11 protein-coding genes are annotated in these 15,919 nt (G+C 69.8%); 7 read left to right on the top strand and 4 right to left on the bottom strand.

Translation table 11 applies throughout. From position 1 onward, the window contains the following. Positions 1-20: 20 nt before the first annotated feature. The 4 genes from ACWCXB_RS06360 to ACWCXB_RS06345 all read right to left on the bottom strand — a co-directional run bounded on the left by ACWCXB_RS06360 (position 21) and on the right by ACWCXB_RS06345 (position 5,511). Positions 21-1,565: a N,N-dimethylformamidase beta subunit family domain-containing protein gene (locus ACWCXB_RS06360; protein ID WP_450719603.1), complete on the bottom strand. Its 1,545-nt coding sequence runs from the start codon at positions 1,563-1,565 to the stop codon at positions 21-23. Between the two features lie 150 nt (positions 1,566-1,715). Beyond that, positions 1,716-2,870, bottom strand: a complete 1,155-nt coding sequence (locus ACWCXB_RS06355; protein WP_450719601.1) for an acyltransferase family protein — start codon at positions 2,868-2,870, stop codon at positions 1,716-1,718. A 108-nt stretch (positions 2,871-2,978) separates the two neighbouring features. Further along, a complete protein-coding gene (locus ACWCXB_RS06350; protein WP_450719599.1) occupies positions 2,979-3,581 on the bottom strand; it encodes an acyltransferase in 603 nt (200 codons plus the stop codon). A 58-nt stretch (positions 3,582-3,639) separates the two neighbouring features. Beyond that, on the bottom strand, positions 3,640-5,511 hold the full coding sequence (locus ACWCXB_RS06345; protein WP_450719597.1) for a hypothetical protein: 1,872 nt from the start codon (positions 5,509-5,511) through the stop codon (positions 3,640-3,642). A gap of 250 nt (positions 5,512-5,761) precedes the next feature. Between ACWCXB_RS06345 and rplU the strand changes: the two genes are divergently transcribed. From rplU to ACWCXB_RS06310, 7 genes are all read left to right on the top strand, one after another. Further along, positions 5,762-6,082 (top strand): 50S ribosomal protein L21, encoded by a 321-nt coding sequence (rplU, locus tag ACWCXB_RS06340; RefSeq protein WP_017944922.1) that lies wholly within the window; start codon positions 5,762-5,764, stop codon positions 6,080-6,082. 14 nt (positions 6,083-6,096) lie between these two features. Beyond that, positions 6,097-6,351: a 50S ribosomal protein L27 gene (gene rpmA / locus ACWCXB_RS06335; protein ID WP_189937709.1), complete on the top strand. Its 255-nt coding sequence runs from the start codon at positions 6,097-6,099 to the stop codon at positions 6,349-6,351. Between the two features lie 124 nt (positions 6,352-6,475). Next, positions 6,476-7,912, top strand: a complete 1,437-nt coding sequence (gene obgE, locus ACWCXB_RS06330; RefSeq protein WP_450719595.1) for a GTPase ObgE — start codon at positions 6,476-6,478, stop codon at positions 7,910-7,912. Between the two features lie 188 nt (positions 7,913-8,100). Further along, positions 8,101-10,269, top strand: coding sequence for a glycosyltransferase family 4 protein (locus ACWCXB_RS06325; protein ID WP_450719593.1), 2,169 nt, complete (start codon positions 8,101-8,103; stop codon positions 10,267-10,269). A gap of 199 nt (positions 10,270-10,468) precedes the next feature. After that, positions 10,469-11,968 (top strand): SDR family NAD(P)-dependent oxidoreductase, encoded by a 1,500-nt coding sequence (locus ACWCXB_RS06320; protein ID WP_450719591.1) that lies wholly within the window; start codon positions 10,469-10,471, stop codon positions 11,966-11,968. A 134-nt stretch (positions 11,969-12,102) separates the two neighbouring features. After that, positions 12,103-14,268 carry a hypothetical protein gene (locus tag ACWCXB_RS06315; protein WP_450719589.1) on the top strand — a complete coding sequence of 722 codons (2,166 nt, stop codon included), beginning with the start codon at positions 12,103-12,105 and terminating at the stop codon, positions 14,266-14,268. A 179-nt stretch (positions 14,269-14,447) separates the two neighbouring features. Beyond that, positions 14,448-15,788, top strand: coding sequence for a glycosyltransferase family 2 protein (locus tag ACWCXB_RS06310; RefSeq protein WP_450719587.1), 1,341 nt, complete (start codon positions 14,448-14,450; stop codon positions 15,786-15,788). The last annotated feature ends 131 nt before the right edge of the window (positions 15,789-15,919 follow it).

Raw genomic sequence — 15,919 nt, 5'->3', positions numbered from 1 at the left:
CCCGTTCCACAGGACAGGCCCTAGCGCAGCATCCGGGTGACCAGGTTCGCGGTCGCCGTCCGAATGTGCTCGTGCCGGTACTCCGGGTCGTCCAGGGCCAGCGCCCAGTGGAAGGTGCCCGCGACGAACACCATGGCGCCGCTCGGCATTTCGGTGAGGGCGGTGTGCTGGACACGGCGCTTCCCCTTGCCGCGCTTGTCGCGGTACGGCGACTCGGCCAGCAGGGTGCGCCGGGCGCCGGGCGGGCTGGGGGCCTTCGGGTCGTAGCCGTCCGCCTCCACCCCGACCATCCGGGGCAGCCGGGCGCCCTCACGCAGCCCGGTGCCCGCCCAGAACCAGTGCCCGCTCTCCTTGACCACCAGCGGCGCGGGATCCTTCAGGATCCCGTTGAACTGGATTCCGAGCAGACTCTGCTCGGCCTGCCGCTGATCCGGTGAGAGCTCCCGCCAGCGGGAGGTGCAACCGGCCTTGTCGGGGGCGGGGTCGGCCGACGATTTGTAGCAGGCCATGATCCGGTTCGAGCGACCGTCGGCGGACGGCTCCATCCGGACGTGGAAGTAGACGTTGTTCGATGCGAGGAACGCGAGGTGGGTTCCGGCCGAGACGGACTTCTTCGCGGAATCCAGCATCGGCTTGGACCAGTACTCGTCGTGGCCGGGGAAGAACACCGCGCGGTAATTGGCCGTATCGACCGTTCCTTCGTGCAGATCGAGACTGCTCGCATACGTCACATCATGTCCGGCCCGCTCTGCCCAGCGGATGAAACTGGTGTCCATCTGGAGCCAGTTCGGAGTGCCGGCGCCCGAATACGGCCGGTCGAAGGAGACCTTGTACGCGCGTTCATCCGCGCCGCCGACCTTTCCCGACGCGGTGTATCCCCGGTAGAGGTTCTTGCCGGTGTGACCGTTCTTCGGCCACATGTTGTAGGCCTGGTAGGTGGTGAACGGCAGCACCACCAGGATGTCGGACGCGCGGTCCGGCTCCCGCACCACGAACGGCGTGCTGCTGCGATGCCCGTCGTCGGTGGTGAACACGGCCTGATAGAGGCCGGACATCCAGTCGGACGGGATGCGCAGGCTCCAGGAGACGGGCCAGTCGCAGGCTATGGCCCCGGTCTCCGGATCGGCCTCGGGTATGGTGCGGCGCCTGCCCTGAAGGCTGGAGCTGGTGGTCCGCAGCCGGGCGCCGGTGCCGCCGTAGTCGCCCAGCCGGAACACCGTGATCCGGTAGCGCTGACGGTCGTGTACCGAGACATGGAAGTCGATCACCTCGCCGTGGCCCACCGATGTGGCCGAGGCGTACCCCTGGATCTGGCCACGCCTGTCTCCGGAGGCCTGGGGATGACGGGGGTCGGAGAGCCATTGGTCGGAGCCCGTCAGGAGGTTCTCGTCCGCGACGGAGGGGGAGGGAACCGAATGCGCAGGCTCGACCGGCTGCGGTTTGGGCTCGGTGACCGGGAGTTCCCTGGCTTCCGGCATCAGATCGTCGCGGGAGGCGTAGGCCGCCACCCCGGCCGCTCCGACCCCCAGCAGCCCCAGCACAGCACGGCGTGACCGAACCGACATTTCATACCCCCAAGTGCTTACTCGGGAGGTATGAGGGCTGCTGATTACGTGAGGTTCATTCCGACGCTGATCTTTCTTCGGATAATCGTCACATCGCCCGCGAGTGCCGAAAGCGGACGCAGAACTTCCGCGCCGGGGCCGGTGCGCGGCTCAGATACGGCTGATCTCCGGCGGGTTGCCGGACTCACGCGCCAGGGCGGCGCGCAGCCACCGCTGCGAAGGCCCTTCCACGAACCGGTGCACCAGCCAGGCCAGCACGAGCAGTGCGGCCGTGGTGATGCCCAGGGTGGCCCAGGCGCCCGTACGCCCGTACAGCTCGCGGATCATCGCCCAGCCCAGCTCCTCGTGGAGGAGATAGAGCGGGTAGACGAGTGCGCCCGCGGTTGCCAGCCACTTCCAGCTGACCCACTCGAGCTTGCGCAGCGCGACGGCGAGGACGAGGAGGTAGCAGACGGTCACGATGGCGAGGGCCACGTAGAAGCTGCGGTCGTAGCCCCGCTCGCGCCCCTTCATCACGGACTCGAACAGGTCGTGCTGCATGACCAGCCAGCTCGCCCCGAGCAGACCCCACAGCTTGAGGTCCGGGCCGAAGCGGTACATCAGGTACATCGCGATGCCCGCGACGAACAGGGCCGTGTTCAGCGGCTGGGTGAAGACGCTGAGCAGCGGGACGGCCTGGCCGGGCTGCTGCATCAGGACGCCGGCGATCAGCCAGACCCAGCAGAAGACCGTGACCCTCATGTAGTCCAGGCCCTTCCAGAGGACCACCAGGAAGATCATGTAGAAGGTGAGCTCGACCCACAGCGTCCAGTAGGCGCCGACCAGATGGCGCGCCGAGAGCGGGACCTGGAACATCGTGAAGTTCGCCAGCGAGTCGCTGACCGTGGGCGCCTGGCGCTGTCCGTCCGGCAGCCCCCGCCAGATCACCAGCGCGACCACCACGGAGAACCAGTAGGCCGGGAAGAGCCGCAGGAAGCGGGCCCTGACGAACTGGCCGGGGGTACGGCCCCAGGCCGAGAGGCAGATCACGAAGCCGCTGATGATGAAGAAGAGCTGGACGCCGTAGTTCCCGTACACCGTGAAAGGGAACAGGGAGGGGAACAACTCCTTGGGGTGCACGCCCCAGTTGGCCTTCGTCGCCGCGTCGATCCCGGTGTAGTGGAAGAACATGACGGACAGGGCGGCCACCACGCGCAGCGCGTCGAGCGCGTACAGACGTGGTGCGGCCTGCTTACGGGGCACTCGCGCGCCGCTCGCCTCGGTCGTGTCCGGTCGGCTGGGGACCTGGACATCGGTCTGGGACATTGTCGGCCTCGTTTGCGTCGGGGCGTCGGTAAACCCGGCCATCCTATGTGGCCGAAAGAGCGAGGGGACCGGGAGCGGTCCCCGCGGAGCTGCTGGTCCGGTCGCGGTTCAGACCGCTTCGGTGAGCGTTCCGTCGGCGGTCTCGCGGTAGAGCCGCCCCGACCTCGGGCACTCCCACACACCGGCCTCGCCCTCGCGCTCGACCAGGCGTACGCCTTCGTGGCCCACCCAGCCGATCTGGCGGGCCGGGACACCGACGACCAGCGCGAAGTCCGGGACGTCCTTGGTGACGACCGCGCCGGCCGCGACCATGGCCCAGCGGCCGATTTCGAGCGGGGCCACGCACACCGAGCGCGCGCCGATCGAGGCTCCGTCGGCGATCTTCACACCGACGGCCTCCCAGTCGCCGCCGCGCTTCTGCTTGCCCTCGGGGTCGATCGAGCGCGGGTTGAGGTCGTTGGTGAGGACCACCGCGGGACCGATGAAGACACCGTTCCCGAGCTCGGCCGGCTCGTAGACCAGGGCGTAGTTCTGAAGCTTGCAGTTGTCGCCCATGTGCACGTCCGTGCCGACGTACGCGCCACGGCCGATCACGCAGCCCTCACCGAGGCGGGCGCCTTCGCGGATCTGGGCGAGATCCCACACGCTGCTGCCGGCGCCGATCTCGGCGGTCTCGTCGACCTGGGCGGTGGGCTGGACCCTGTAGTTCACTTCTCTGCCTTCCGGTGTCTGCTTCGCCCGGCGAGCATACGCCGCCCCGGCGCGGGGCTCAGTGGCGCTGCCGCTCCGTGCGGGCAGAGGCGAGCTGCGCGCCGAAGTACACCGTCACCAAGGAGACCAGGACGGAGCGCAGGACGCCGACGCCGGGCGACCACCAGGCCCATGCCGCGGCCGCGCCGAAGAAGACGAAGGCCAGGGTGCGCAGCAGCCACCAGCGCTTCGGGCGCGGGGCCGGGCCGGTGCCGGGCCGGGAGGTCAGCAGTCGGTCCCCGTCGTCCGCCATCGTGTCCCGCATGCCCGCGAGGAGCCCGCGGCGCTCCAGCAGCCGGGCGCCGGGGACGTCCGCCAGCGCATCGGGGCGCTCGCCGAAGCCGTCAGGGAGCGGCGGGAGGCCGAGGGCGGCGACGAGATCCGTCTGGCGGCGGGCCGGGGTGCCGGGGGAGCGCAGCAGGCCGGTCAGGGGGCGCGGGTCCTCGATCGCGAAGACCCGGGCGAGCGCGGCGGCCTTCGCCGCGGCGGTGGCGTGGTCGCCGACGGGCGCGGCCGGGTCCCACTCGTGCGTGGCGACCTCCTTGCCCTTGTGGAGCAGGGTGAACCCGGCGCGGTCGCCGATCCTGCGCAGCACGAGGGCGGGCCACCTCTCGCCGGTGGTGAAGGTGTCGGCGGCCGCGGTGAGCCGGTCCCCGCCGATCAGTGTGGCCCGCCTGCCGGGGGACGCGTCGGGCGCGAGCGCCACATAGCTGGCCGTGCTGCCGGCCGGGGCGATCCGCAGCGGGATCCCGCAGAGCAGGGCGGCCTCGGCGACCTTCGCCGGTGACGCCGCGGCGATGGCCAGGAGGTGGACCGGGGGACCGGCGGGGGCGGCCGCGGGGGTTCCGGTGACGGACGTGGGCGGCGAGGAGAAGAACGGGACGCGGCTCGCTATCTGCATCCGTACGCCCGTACGGAACTCGAGGAACTCCTCGCGGGCGTCGCCGAAGTACCCCCAGGGGCCCGAGCGTGCGTGCACCCCGATCGCCCGGAAGACGTCCAGCGCCTCCTCGAACCGCTTGGCGAGGATCAGCACCAGGGCGAGATCGTTGCGGAATCCGGCCGCTTCCGGGTCGCCCGGGTCGTAGAACGAGGACAGCTCAAGCGCGCGGTCCACCGCGGCGTCGATGCGGGACCGGTCGATCGGCCCGTCGTCGGTGCCGGAGGCCACGACGTCGTACTCGATGGCGGCGTCGAGCGGCAGGGCATGCAGCAGGGAACCCGGCAGGGCCTCGGCGGCGGCCCGCTCCGCGAACGCGAACATCTCCTCGTGCGAGCCGTACCACTTGTCGCACAGATACTGCAGAGCGGTGGCGTGGCAGCCGTAGTGGTGCGGGGCGCGCGCGGTGGCCTCCGCCCAGTAGGCGTCGAAGATGTCGCGCGGCGCCTGGATGCCGCGGGCGTGGGTGAGGGCGATCCGCCACGGCACCGGGTCGTCCGGGTTGAGCTCCGCGGCGGCGCCGATCACCGGGACGGCGTCCTCGAGCAGCGCGAAGAACGCCTGGAACTGGTCGCGCGACACATGCCGGGCGCGTGCCCCGGTACGCACCGCCCACGCCCGGTCGATGCACAGATCGGCCTTGACCAGCACGGCGTCCGGGTCCTCGGGGGACTCGTCGAGCCAGGCGTCCAGCCAGCCGGGGTTGTGCAGCGCGGACTCGGCCAGCACGCCGACGTAGGAGCTGCGGCGCTCCCACTCGGCCCCGAGCCGGGTCGCTGCGAGCAGCTCACGGGCAGGCCCATGGTCCCCGGCGGTGGCCGCGGACACGGCGGCACGCAGCGCGGCGGGCGGCTCGTCGAGGAGCACGGCCTCGTCCGGGGGCAGATCGGCGCCGATGGCCGAGCCATGGCGCAGCAGACGTGGCACGGTGATCAGGGAGCGCAGGGACACGAGCGAACATTCAACAGGCGCAGGTACTCGACCACCAGATGTTCCGCTGGTAGGGAGCCGGTTTGACCCCCTGGGGCCCGCCCCGTAACCTTGACCGTCGGCGTGTTTCCATGCGCGCCAGCTTCTGAGCACCTCCCTCCCGACCTCGGGTCGGGAGAGGCCGTCCATCCATTGCGGACAGTCGCGGGCCCCGGCCCGTGCCGGACGGCTGGCATCAGGGGTTCCCGTTCCGAGCGAGAGAGAGATCCGCGTGTACGCCATCGTGCGCAGCGGTGGTCGCCAGCACAAGGTTGCTGTCGGCGACATCGTTGAGGTTGACAAGATTTCCACTGCCAAGGTTGGCGACACGGTCGAGCTCTCGACCCTGCTCGTTGTCGACGGCGACGCTGTGACCAGCGACCCGTGGGTGCTGGCCGGCATCAAGGTCCAGGCCGAGGTCGTGGACCACCACAAGGGCGCCAAGATCGACATCCTGCGCTACAAGAACAAGACCGGCTACCGCCGTCGTCAGGGCCACCGCCAGCAGTACACGGCGATCAAGGTCACGGCGATCCCCACGGCTGCGAAGTAAGGGACTGAGGAGAGATGGCACACAAGAAGGGCGCATCGTCCACCCGGAACGGTCGCGACTCCAACGCTCAGCGGCTCGGCGTGAAGCGCTTCGGCGGTCAGGTCGTCAACGCCGGTGAGATCCTGGTCCGTCAGCGTGGCACCCACTTCCACCCGGGCTCGGGCGTCGGCCGCGGCGGCGACGACACGCTGTTCGCGCTGCAGGCCGGTGCGGTGGAGTTCGGTACCCACCGTGGCCGCAAGGTCGTGAACATCGTTCCGGTCGCCTGATCGGTTCTTCGCGAGGGGCGGACCTCACTTCCCGTTCGGGAAGTGGGTCCGCCTTTCGCATGTTGTGCACATAGACACTGCACTGAGAAGACTTTCCGTACGTATTTCATCTGGAGGCACATCCATGACCACCTTCGTGGACCGCGTCGAGCTGCATGTCGCCGCGGGTAACGGAGGCCACGGCTGCGCCTCCGTACACCGTGAGAAGTTCAAGCCCCTCGGCGGGCCGGACGGCGGCAACGGCGGCCGTGGCGGTGACGTCATCCTCACCGTCGACCAGTCCGTCACGACGCTGATCGACTACCACCACTCCCCGCACCGCAAGGCCACCAACGGCAAGCCGGGCGAGGGCGGCAACCGCTCCGGCAAGGACGGCCAGGACCTGGTGCTTCCGGTGCCGGACGGCACGGTCGTCCTGGACAAGCAGGGCAATGTGCTGGCCGACCTGGTCGGCCAGGGCACGACGTACGTGGCCGCCGAGGGCGGCCGCGGCGGCCTCGGCAACGCGGCGCTGGCCTCGGCCCGCCGCAAGGCGCCCGGCTTCGCGCTGCTCGGCGAGCCGGGGCGCGCGGGCGACATCGTGCTGGAGCTCAAGACCGTCGCGGACGTGGCACTGGTCGGCTACCCGAGCGCCGGCAAGTCCTCGCTGATCTCGGTGCTGTCCGCCGCCAAGCCGAAGATCGCGGACTACCCCTTCACGACGCTCGTCCCGAACCTGGGCGTCGTCACCGCCGGCTCCACCGTCTACACGATCGCGGACGTCCCCGGCCTGATCCCGGGCGCCAGCGAGGGCCGGGGCCTCGGCCTCGAGTTCCTGCGGCACGTCGAGCGCTGCTCGGTGCTCGTCCATGTCCTGGACACGGCGACGCTGGAGTCCGAGCGGGACCCGGCGACCGACCTCGATGTCATCGAGGAGGAGCTGAAGCAGTACGGCGGGCTGGACGACCGTCCTCGTATCGTCGTCCTGAACAAGATCGACATCCCGGACGGCAAGGACCTCGCGGACATGATCCGCCCCGACCTGGAGGAGCGCGGCTACCGCGTCTTCGAGGTGTCGGCGGTCGCGCGTACGGGCCTGAAGGAGCTGTCCTTCGCGCTGGCCGAGATCGTGGCGGCGGCGCGCGCGGCCAAGCCGAAGGAGGAGGCGACCCGGATCGTCATCCGCCCGAAGGCGGTCGACGACGCGGGCTTCACGGTCACGCAGGAGGAGGACGGCCTCTTCCGCGTGCGCGGCGAGAAGCCGGAGCGCTGGGTGCGCCAGACCGACTTCAACAACGACGAGGCGGTCGGCTACCTCGCGGACCGGCTCAACCGCCTCGGCGTCGAGGAACAGCTGATGAAGGCGGGCGCCCGGGCGGGCGACGGCGTGGCCATCGGCCCCGAGGACGACGCGGTCGTCTTCGACTGGGAGCCGACGATGATGGCCGGCGCGGAGATGCTCGGCCGCCGTGGCGAGGACCACCGCCTCGAGGCCCCGCGTCCCGCGGCCCAGCGCCGCAAGGACCGCGAGGCCGAACGGGACGAGGCGCAGCGCGAGTTCGACGACTTCGACCCGTTCTAGGCCGGCGCCTGCCCCGGGCTTGTCCCCCTGCCCCCGTTCCGTAACGGGGGTGGGGCAGGGGGACAAATCCGATCCGTTCAATCCCGTTCAGTTCCGCGTGGTGGCGCAACCTCTGACCCGCTATCACCGTCTTGCTCGTGGGGGGTTGGGCAGCAAGGGTGCTCCAGCCGTTATTGAACGGAGCGTTGATGAAGGTCTCCTTCCTCATCCACACCATCTACGGCATCGGCGGCACCATACGCACCACGCTCAACCTCGCGGAGGAGCTCGCCGGCCGGCACGAGGTGGAGATCGTCTCCGTCTTCCGGCATCGCGACGAGCCGCTGTTCGCGATCGACCCCCGCATCACCGTCGTACCCCTTGTCGACACCCGCCCGTCGTCCCCGGACAACGAGAAGGAGCATCCGCTCGCGCTGCTGCCCGCCGAGCGGTTCCCGGCCCACGAGGCGCGCTTCAAGGAGTACAGCAGGCTCACCGACGAGCGGGTACGGGACCACTACGCCGCCTCCGACGCGGACGTGATCATCGGTACCCGGCCCGGACTGGTCGCCTACGTCGCCCAGTTCGCGCCGGAGTGCGCCGTGCGCATCGGCCAGGAACACATGACGCACAACCACCACAAGCCCGCGCTGCGCGCCGAGATGCGCGAGCAGCTCGCCGCCATCGACGCGTTTGTGACCGTCTCGGAGGGCGACGCGGCGGTGTGGCGGGAGCAGATGCCGCTGCCGGACACCCGGGTACTGGCGATTCCGAACAGCGTGCCCGAGCCCATGGTCACCCCCTCCGACCTGAGCGGGACCACGATCGTCGCGGCAGGGCGGCTCGCAGCGGAGAAGCAGTACGACGTGCTGATCGAGGCGTTCGGCAAGGTCGTCGCCGCCCGGCCGGAGTGGACCCTGCGCATCTGCGGCTGGGGCAACCAGAAGGAACGGCTCCGCAGACGCATCGACGAACTGGGCCTCTACAACAGCGTCCAGCTCATGGGCCCGCGCTCACCGATCGAGCCCGAGTGGGTCAAGGGCGCGATCGCCGTGTCCACTTCCCGCCATGAGTCCTTCGGCATGACGCTCGTCGAGGCGATGCGCTGCGGGCTGCCCGTGGTCAGCACCGACTGCGACTACGGGCCGCGCGAGATCATTGCCGACGGCGTGGACGGACTGCTCGTCCCGGTCGGTGACGTCGACGCCATCGCGGACGCACTGCTGCGCCTCGTCGACGACGAGGACCTGCGCCGTCGTATGGGCACCGCAGCGCAGACCAACGCGCGGCGTTTCGACCCCGGGCCGGTCGCCAAGCAGTACGAGGAACTGTTCGCCGAGTTCGGCGCGGGCGCCTCCCGGAAACCGGATTTGTATACAGAGGCAGAGGCAGAGGCAGAGGCAGAGGCAAAGGCAGAGGCAGAGGCCGAAGCAGGGACAGCCGACCCCGTCCACGACACCGGGTCCGGCTCCCCGTCACCGGCGGCCGCCGCCTTCGTACCGGTGGCCGACTGTGTGGCCGAGGCCGACGGCAGCCTGACCGTGCGGCTGACGGCTCCCGAGTCGGCTGTCACCGCTCACCCGGGACTGAGGCTCGTGTGCACCGACGAAGGGAAGAAGGCCGCGGAGCGTGTCTTCCCGTTCCGGGCGGATGGGACGGCAACGATCGCCGGCGGCGAGGAGTTCGCCGACGGCAGCTGGATCTGCCACGCCGACCACCCCTCCTCCGGCCGGCGTGTGGGCATCCTCGCCCGCGCCGTCGACCAGCGAGGCTCGATGACCGCCCAGCGGCGGATGGAGCCGGGCGAGGGCGTCCGTCATCTCGTCCCCTACATCCGCGCGCCCAAGAACCTGCTCGCACTGCGCTCCTGGGTGGGGCCCGTCCATGCCGAGGCGGGTGACCTCCGCATCGTCGGGCCTCAAGTGACGGTGTCCGGACGGTTCTACGGCCCCGCGGATGCGCTGGGCGACCGCCCCGTCCTCCTGCTCCGCCGCCGTGGCGGGCAGCCCGCAGAGCTGGAGTACCCCGGCATCCGGCGGGGGGACGACGGCTTCCGGGCAACGTTGTCCTGCGCGGATGCGGTCGCTCGGCGGCCGGCCGGGCCCGTCGGCGCCGACCCGGAGGAGAGCGGGCGCTGGGAGCTCTGGCTGCGGTACGCCCCGGACGCGGAGGCGGTCAGGATAGGCAGGGTGCTCGACGACGTGGTGGCGAAGAGCTCCGTGTTCCTCTTTCCGCCTGTGCTGCTGCCCCGGCGGCGCCCGTTCCTCCTGCTCCGCCGAGCCCTGCGCAGGCTCCGGGGCCGCCCCCAGCTGATGGTCTCGGCCAGGCTTGCCTACGACCAGCAGAACGCTCTGGTGCTCGATGTCACCGACCACTGACGCGGCGTTGACGACGCAGCTGCACAGGTGTGGCATCGCTCACCCTCGCGGGTCGGCGCGCCTTCGTCAACATCCCTGGCCACCCGGTAAACACAGGGTTTCGAGAGGGTGGTCAGAGCCCTATGTCCGCCTTGCGGGACGGTCACGGAGAGTGCGACCATCACACCGTCCCCCCGTCAACGCAAGGTAGAGGTCGTCTGTGTCCGTGCCGCACGAAGCCAAGCCCCGCACCACAGCAGTCGTGCTCGCCGGTGGTACCGGCCAGCGCGTGGGACTCGCGATCCCGAAGCAGCTGCTGAAGATCGCCGGCAAGGCCGTTATCGAGCACACCCTGACGATCTTCGAGCAGGCCGATGCCATCGATGACGTGATCGTGCTTATGGCACCGGGTTTTGTGCCCGACGTCGAGAAGATCATCGCCAAGGCGGGACTCACCAAGGTCAGCAAGGTCATCGAGGGCGGCGCGACCCGCAACGAGACGACCGAGCGCGCCATCGCCGCCCTCAGCGAGGGGCTCGCGGAGGGCGAGGACGCCAATGTCCTCTTCCATGACGCGGTGCGTCCGCTTCTGTCACAGCGAGTGATCGCGGACTGTGTGAACGCCCTGGAGCGCTACCAGGCCGTCGACGTCGCCATCCCCTCCGCGGACACGATCATCGTGACGCGCACCCACGGCGAGGACGGCGAGTTCATCACCGAGATCCCGGACCGCTCCCGCCTGCGCCGCGGCCAGACCCCGCAGGCATTCAAGCTGTCCACGATCCGCAGGGCGTACGAGATCGCCGCCGGCGACCCCAACTTCCAGGCCACGGACGACTGCAGCGTCGTGCTCAAGTACCTGCCCGACGTGCCGATCTACGTCGTCGCGGGTGACGAGTACAACATGAAGGTCACCCAGCCCGTCGACGTCTTCATCGCCGACAAGCTCTTCCAGCTCGCCTCCACCGCCGCCCCGCGCCAGGCCGACGAGGCCGCCTACCGTGAGCTGCTCGCCGGCAAGACCCTGGTCGTCTTCGGCGGCTCGTACGGCATCGGTGCGGACATAGCTGCCCTCGCCGAGCGGTACGGTGCGAAGGTCTACGCCCTGGGCCGCTCCACCACGGGCACCCACGTCGAGAACCCGGAGCACGTGGACGACGCGCTGTCGCAGGCGTACGCCGAGAGCGGCCGTATCGACTACGTGATCAACACTGCGGGCGTGCTGCGCATCGGCAAGCTCGCCGAGACCGACAACGCGACCATTCAGGAAGCGTTGAACGTCAATTACCTGGCACCCGTCCAGATTGCGCGTGCTTCGTACAAGTATCTGGCCGAGACCAAGGGGCAGCTGCTTCTCTACACCTCTTCCAGCTACACCCGCGGCCGCGCCGAGTACAGCCTTTACTCGTCCACCAAGGCGGCCATGGTGAATCTCACCCAGGCCCTCGCCGACGAATGGGCGGCCGACGGAATCCGCGTGAATTGCGTCAACCCGGAGCGCACCGCGACGCCGATGCGCACCAAGGCGTTCGGCCAGGAGCCCGCCGGTTCGCTCCTCTCCTCCGAGGCCGTCGCCCGTACCTCGCTGGACGTGCTGCTCTCCGAGCTGACCGGCCATGTCATCGACGTACGCCAGCAGGACCCGACCCGCGAGGCGAGCGAGGCCTCCGGATTCGAGCAGGCGCTGGCGTCCGTTCTTGACCGCCAGGAGGATGTGTAATAATCCTCCGTTAATGGACTAATTCGGGCCTCTGTTGTCGCCTCGGCGAATACAGAGGCCCGAGTTCGTGAAGCTCCCCCTTCACACTTCCCGCAACAACGTGAATCAACCGGCACCTTTGGAGCAGGTTCTACGTGATTTCGACCGCCATTCGCCTGGCACGTGTGGGCAGCCGGTCAGAGCTGGCCGCGGCAGTCCTGATGGGACTGGGCTACCCGTGTGTCATGATCGCCGCGCTGATCCCGGACATCTGGATGTTCGCGGTGGCCGCCGCCGTGACCTACGCCTCGGACTGGTTCCTGCACCAGCGCGGCAGCTACCTGGTCAACCGGCTCAACAAGGTCCGGGCCGGTCTGCCGATCCGCTTCCTGCTCCGCCAGCTGCTGCTGATCCTGCTCCTCGCCCGCGAGGGCCTCGCCGAGCAGCCGGTCTTCTACGCGGCGGTCGCCTGCTTCCTGCTCTTCTACGGTCTCCAGGCGCCGCACGGCGCGCTGACCACCCTGATCAGGCTGCGCCGGACGATGCCGGTCGTCACCCGTAACGTCGACCTCAACGCCGTACGCATCCCGGACGCCCCGCCGCGCGCCCTGCTGCGCCGCTCCGGCGAGAAGATGCTCCACCTCGACATCCCGGCGATGGCGGGCGTGATCATCGCGGCCGCGACCGGGCGCTACCTCGTCGGATACGTCGGCGCGGCCGTCACCATCGGCCTGGGCCTGCTCTACACCGCGGCCCTCGTGCCCTATCTGCGCCGCAAGCGCCGGGTGCCGTCCGCGCCCGCGGTGCTCAAGGCCGTACAGAAGTGGCTGAGCGAGTACCAGCCCACCGTCGCCCTGTACTTCTCCGGCTCCGACGAGTCCGCGTACCAGGTCAACATGTGGCTGGAGACGATGGAGCAGATCGAGGGCCGGCCGATCATCATCATGCGCGAGCGGAACCTCGTCGCGAAGCTCAACGAGACCTCCGTGCCGATCCTCTGCGTCCCCGGTGGCCAGCACCTGATGGCGATGAAGCTCGACACGGTCCGCGTCACGCTCTACCCGGCCAACGTCGGCAAGAACATCCACATGCTCCGCGTCCCGACCATGAAGCACGTCTTCATCGGCCACGGCGACAGCGACAAGCTCGCCAGCGTCAACCCCTACTCCAAGGTGTACGACGAGGTGTGGACCGCGGGCCGGGCCGGGCGCGACCGGTACGCGCTCGCCGACGTCGGCGTCCGCGACGACGACATCGTCGAGGTGGGCCGCCCGCAGCTCGCTCCCATCAAGACCTGGACCGGGACGCCCAAGAACGCGATCCCGACCATCCTGTACGCCCCCACCTGGGAGGGCTGGGACAACGATCCCGGTAACACCTCCCTGCTGCTCGCCGGCGAGAACATCGTCCGGCGACTCCTCGAGGCCGATCAGCCGGTGCGTGTCATCTACAAGCCGCACCCCTTCACCGGCATCCGCAACAAGAAGGCCCTGGCTGTCCACGAGCGGATCACCGTGATGGTGCAGAAGGCCGCCGCCGAGCGGGCCACCGACCCCCGCTGGGCCGAGCAGGCCGCCGCCGCACAGTCCGGCCAGTCCGTCGCGCGCGCCGAACTGACCCGCATAGAGGCCGGGCTGGCCGAGCTGACCAAGCCCGGGCGCGCGGGCGGCGACGAGGCGGAGGAGTCGCGGGTCTCCCTCGCCGATCCCCAGCGGCTCGCCGAGATCAAGACGCTCCGGGCCGAGTGGAACGACGCGTACTGGCGCTCCTTCGGCTGGTGGGAGCACCGTGTCGTCACGGGCTCCGAGCCCAAGCTGTACGACTGCTTCAACGAGTCCGACGGCATGATCTCGGACATCTCCAGCGTCGTCTCGGACTTCATCGCGAGCGGCAAGCCGTACGCGGTCACGGACTCGGCGGAGCTGGGCGTGGAGGAGTTCAAGCGGCAGAACACAGCCGTACGGGCCGCGGTCATCCTCTCCAACAGCGCCGAAGAGCTCGATCAGCTGCTCGCCGCCGTGGCCGACCCGGCCGCCGACACGCTGGCGGACGCGCGCCGCGAACTGAAGCAGTACCTGCTCGGGCCCGACGAGCCCACGTCGATCGAGCAGTTCGACGCGGCGGCACGGGCGCTGGCGGCCAAGGCCGAGGCGCGCAACGCCGGTGTCGCGCAGCGCATCGGTACGCAGGCGATCGGTGAGCTCGACCGGGAGTCGGACTCCGAGGCCGCCGGCGCCGGCGGCGCCGAGGGCATCGGCGTCGTGGAAGGCGGCGACAGCGAGGGCAACGGCGCGGAGGCGGCGGCCACGGTGGCCCGCTGAGCCGTGTTCGTGGCCCGCTGAACCACGGTGGCGGCCCGGTGAACGGTGTCGGTGGCCGGTGAACCCCATCGATGGTCCCGTCGGCCGAACGGCCCGTAAGTCTCCCCGGCAAGGGCGGACTTACGGGCCGTTGCGCGTGCCGTCACACCGCTGATACATGCGCTGTGGACGATGTGTCGATGTCCGACAGCCGATCCCTTCAGGACGCCGTTCCAGACGCCGTTCCGGACGCCGTTGCAGAGGCCCTTCCGGATGCCCCCGAGGACTGTCCCGAGGACTGTCCCGATGTCAGCGTGATCATCGGCGCCTACGAGGCGATGCCGTATCTCGTGAAGTGCCTCGACTCGGTCGAGGCCCAGACGCTCGGGTCCGCCCGGATAGAGATCGTCGCTGTCGACGACGGTTCGACCGACGGCACGGGGGAGTACCTGGAGGACTTCGCGGCCCGGACGAAAGTGCCGATGCGGGTGGTCCGCCAGCCCAACTCCGGCGGCCCCAGCGGCCCGCGCAACACCGGCCTGGCCATGGCCCGCGGCCGCTACGTCTTCTTCCTCGACGCCGACGACCACCTGGGCGAGGAAGCACTGGAGCGGCTGGTGGCGATGGGCGACCGGGCAGGCACGGACGTCGTCCTCGGCAAGGTCGTCGGCGTCAACCGCAACGCCGCCAAGTCGATGTGGGGCCGCACCGTGGAGCGGGCCGACATCTGCACCTCCAACGTCAAGTTCACGCTGAGCGCGCAGAAACTGTTCCGGCGCGAGCTGCTCGTACGGCACGGCATGAGGTTCGACGAGTCCCTGCGTACCGGCGAGGACGCGCTGTTCACGATGGAGGCGTACCTGCGAGGCGCGGGAGTCTCCGTCGTCGCCGACTACACGTGCTACTACCTGGTCGGCCGGGAGGACGGGAAACACCTGACGAAGACCGGCGGTTACGAGCCCCGCTTCGACTCTGCCGCCGCGCTGATGAAGCTGATCGCCGCCCACGTACCGCCCGGCGAGCGCCGCGACCTGCTGATGGTCAGGCCCTTCACGATCACCCTGCTGCCGCAGTTCGGCCCGATCGTGCTGCGTCAGCCGGAGGAGCACCTCCGGCACAAGATGGAGCTCGCCGCCCCGCTCATGGCCGCCTACTGGACCCCCGGTGTGGCGCGCCGGCTCCGGGCGGAGGAGCGGCTGCGGCTCACCTGCGCGGCTCTGGGCCGACCCGATCTGCTGCGGGACGTGCTTGTCTTCGTCCGCGACGGCGGCCGGCCCGAGGTGGTGCGCCGCCGCGGCCGGGAGCATCTCGCGTATCCGCACTTCGGTGACCCGGACGCCGGAATCCCCCTGTCCGCGTACGAGGTGACCGTGACCGAGCGGATCGGCGAGCGGCGGGTCGAGCCGCGTCTCCCGCTCTCCCGCCGCGTGACGCGGCGCGCTGTCCGGCGCCTGCGGCGGGTGGCAGCCGGATACGGTCTGGGCCGGGTGAGGGCCGGCCTGTCGCGGCTGTCCCGGCTGTCCCGGCTGTCCAGCGGGTGAGCCCGGCCGGGCTGCCCGGCGGGTGAGTTCGCCATGCGGCCGGCGATGCGTCCGTCGGGCTGTCCAGCGGATGAAATGCACGAGCACCGAAGACGCGGCCTGGCATAGATTCGCCCTTGTGACAGGTGCAA

This window comes from Streptomyces sp. NPDC001514, assembly GCF_053597075.1.
The sequence above is the reverse complement of the archived record's forward strand: the minus strand, read 5'-3'. Positions and strand labels throughout refer to the sequence as shown.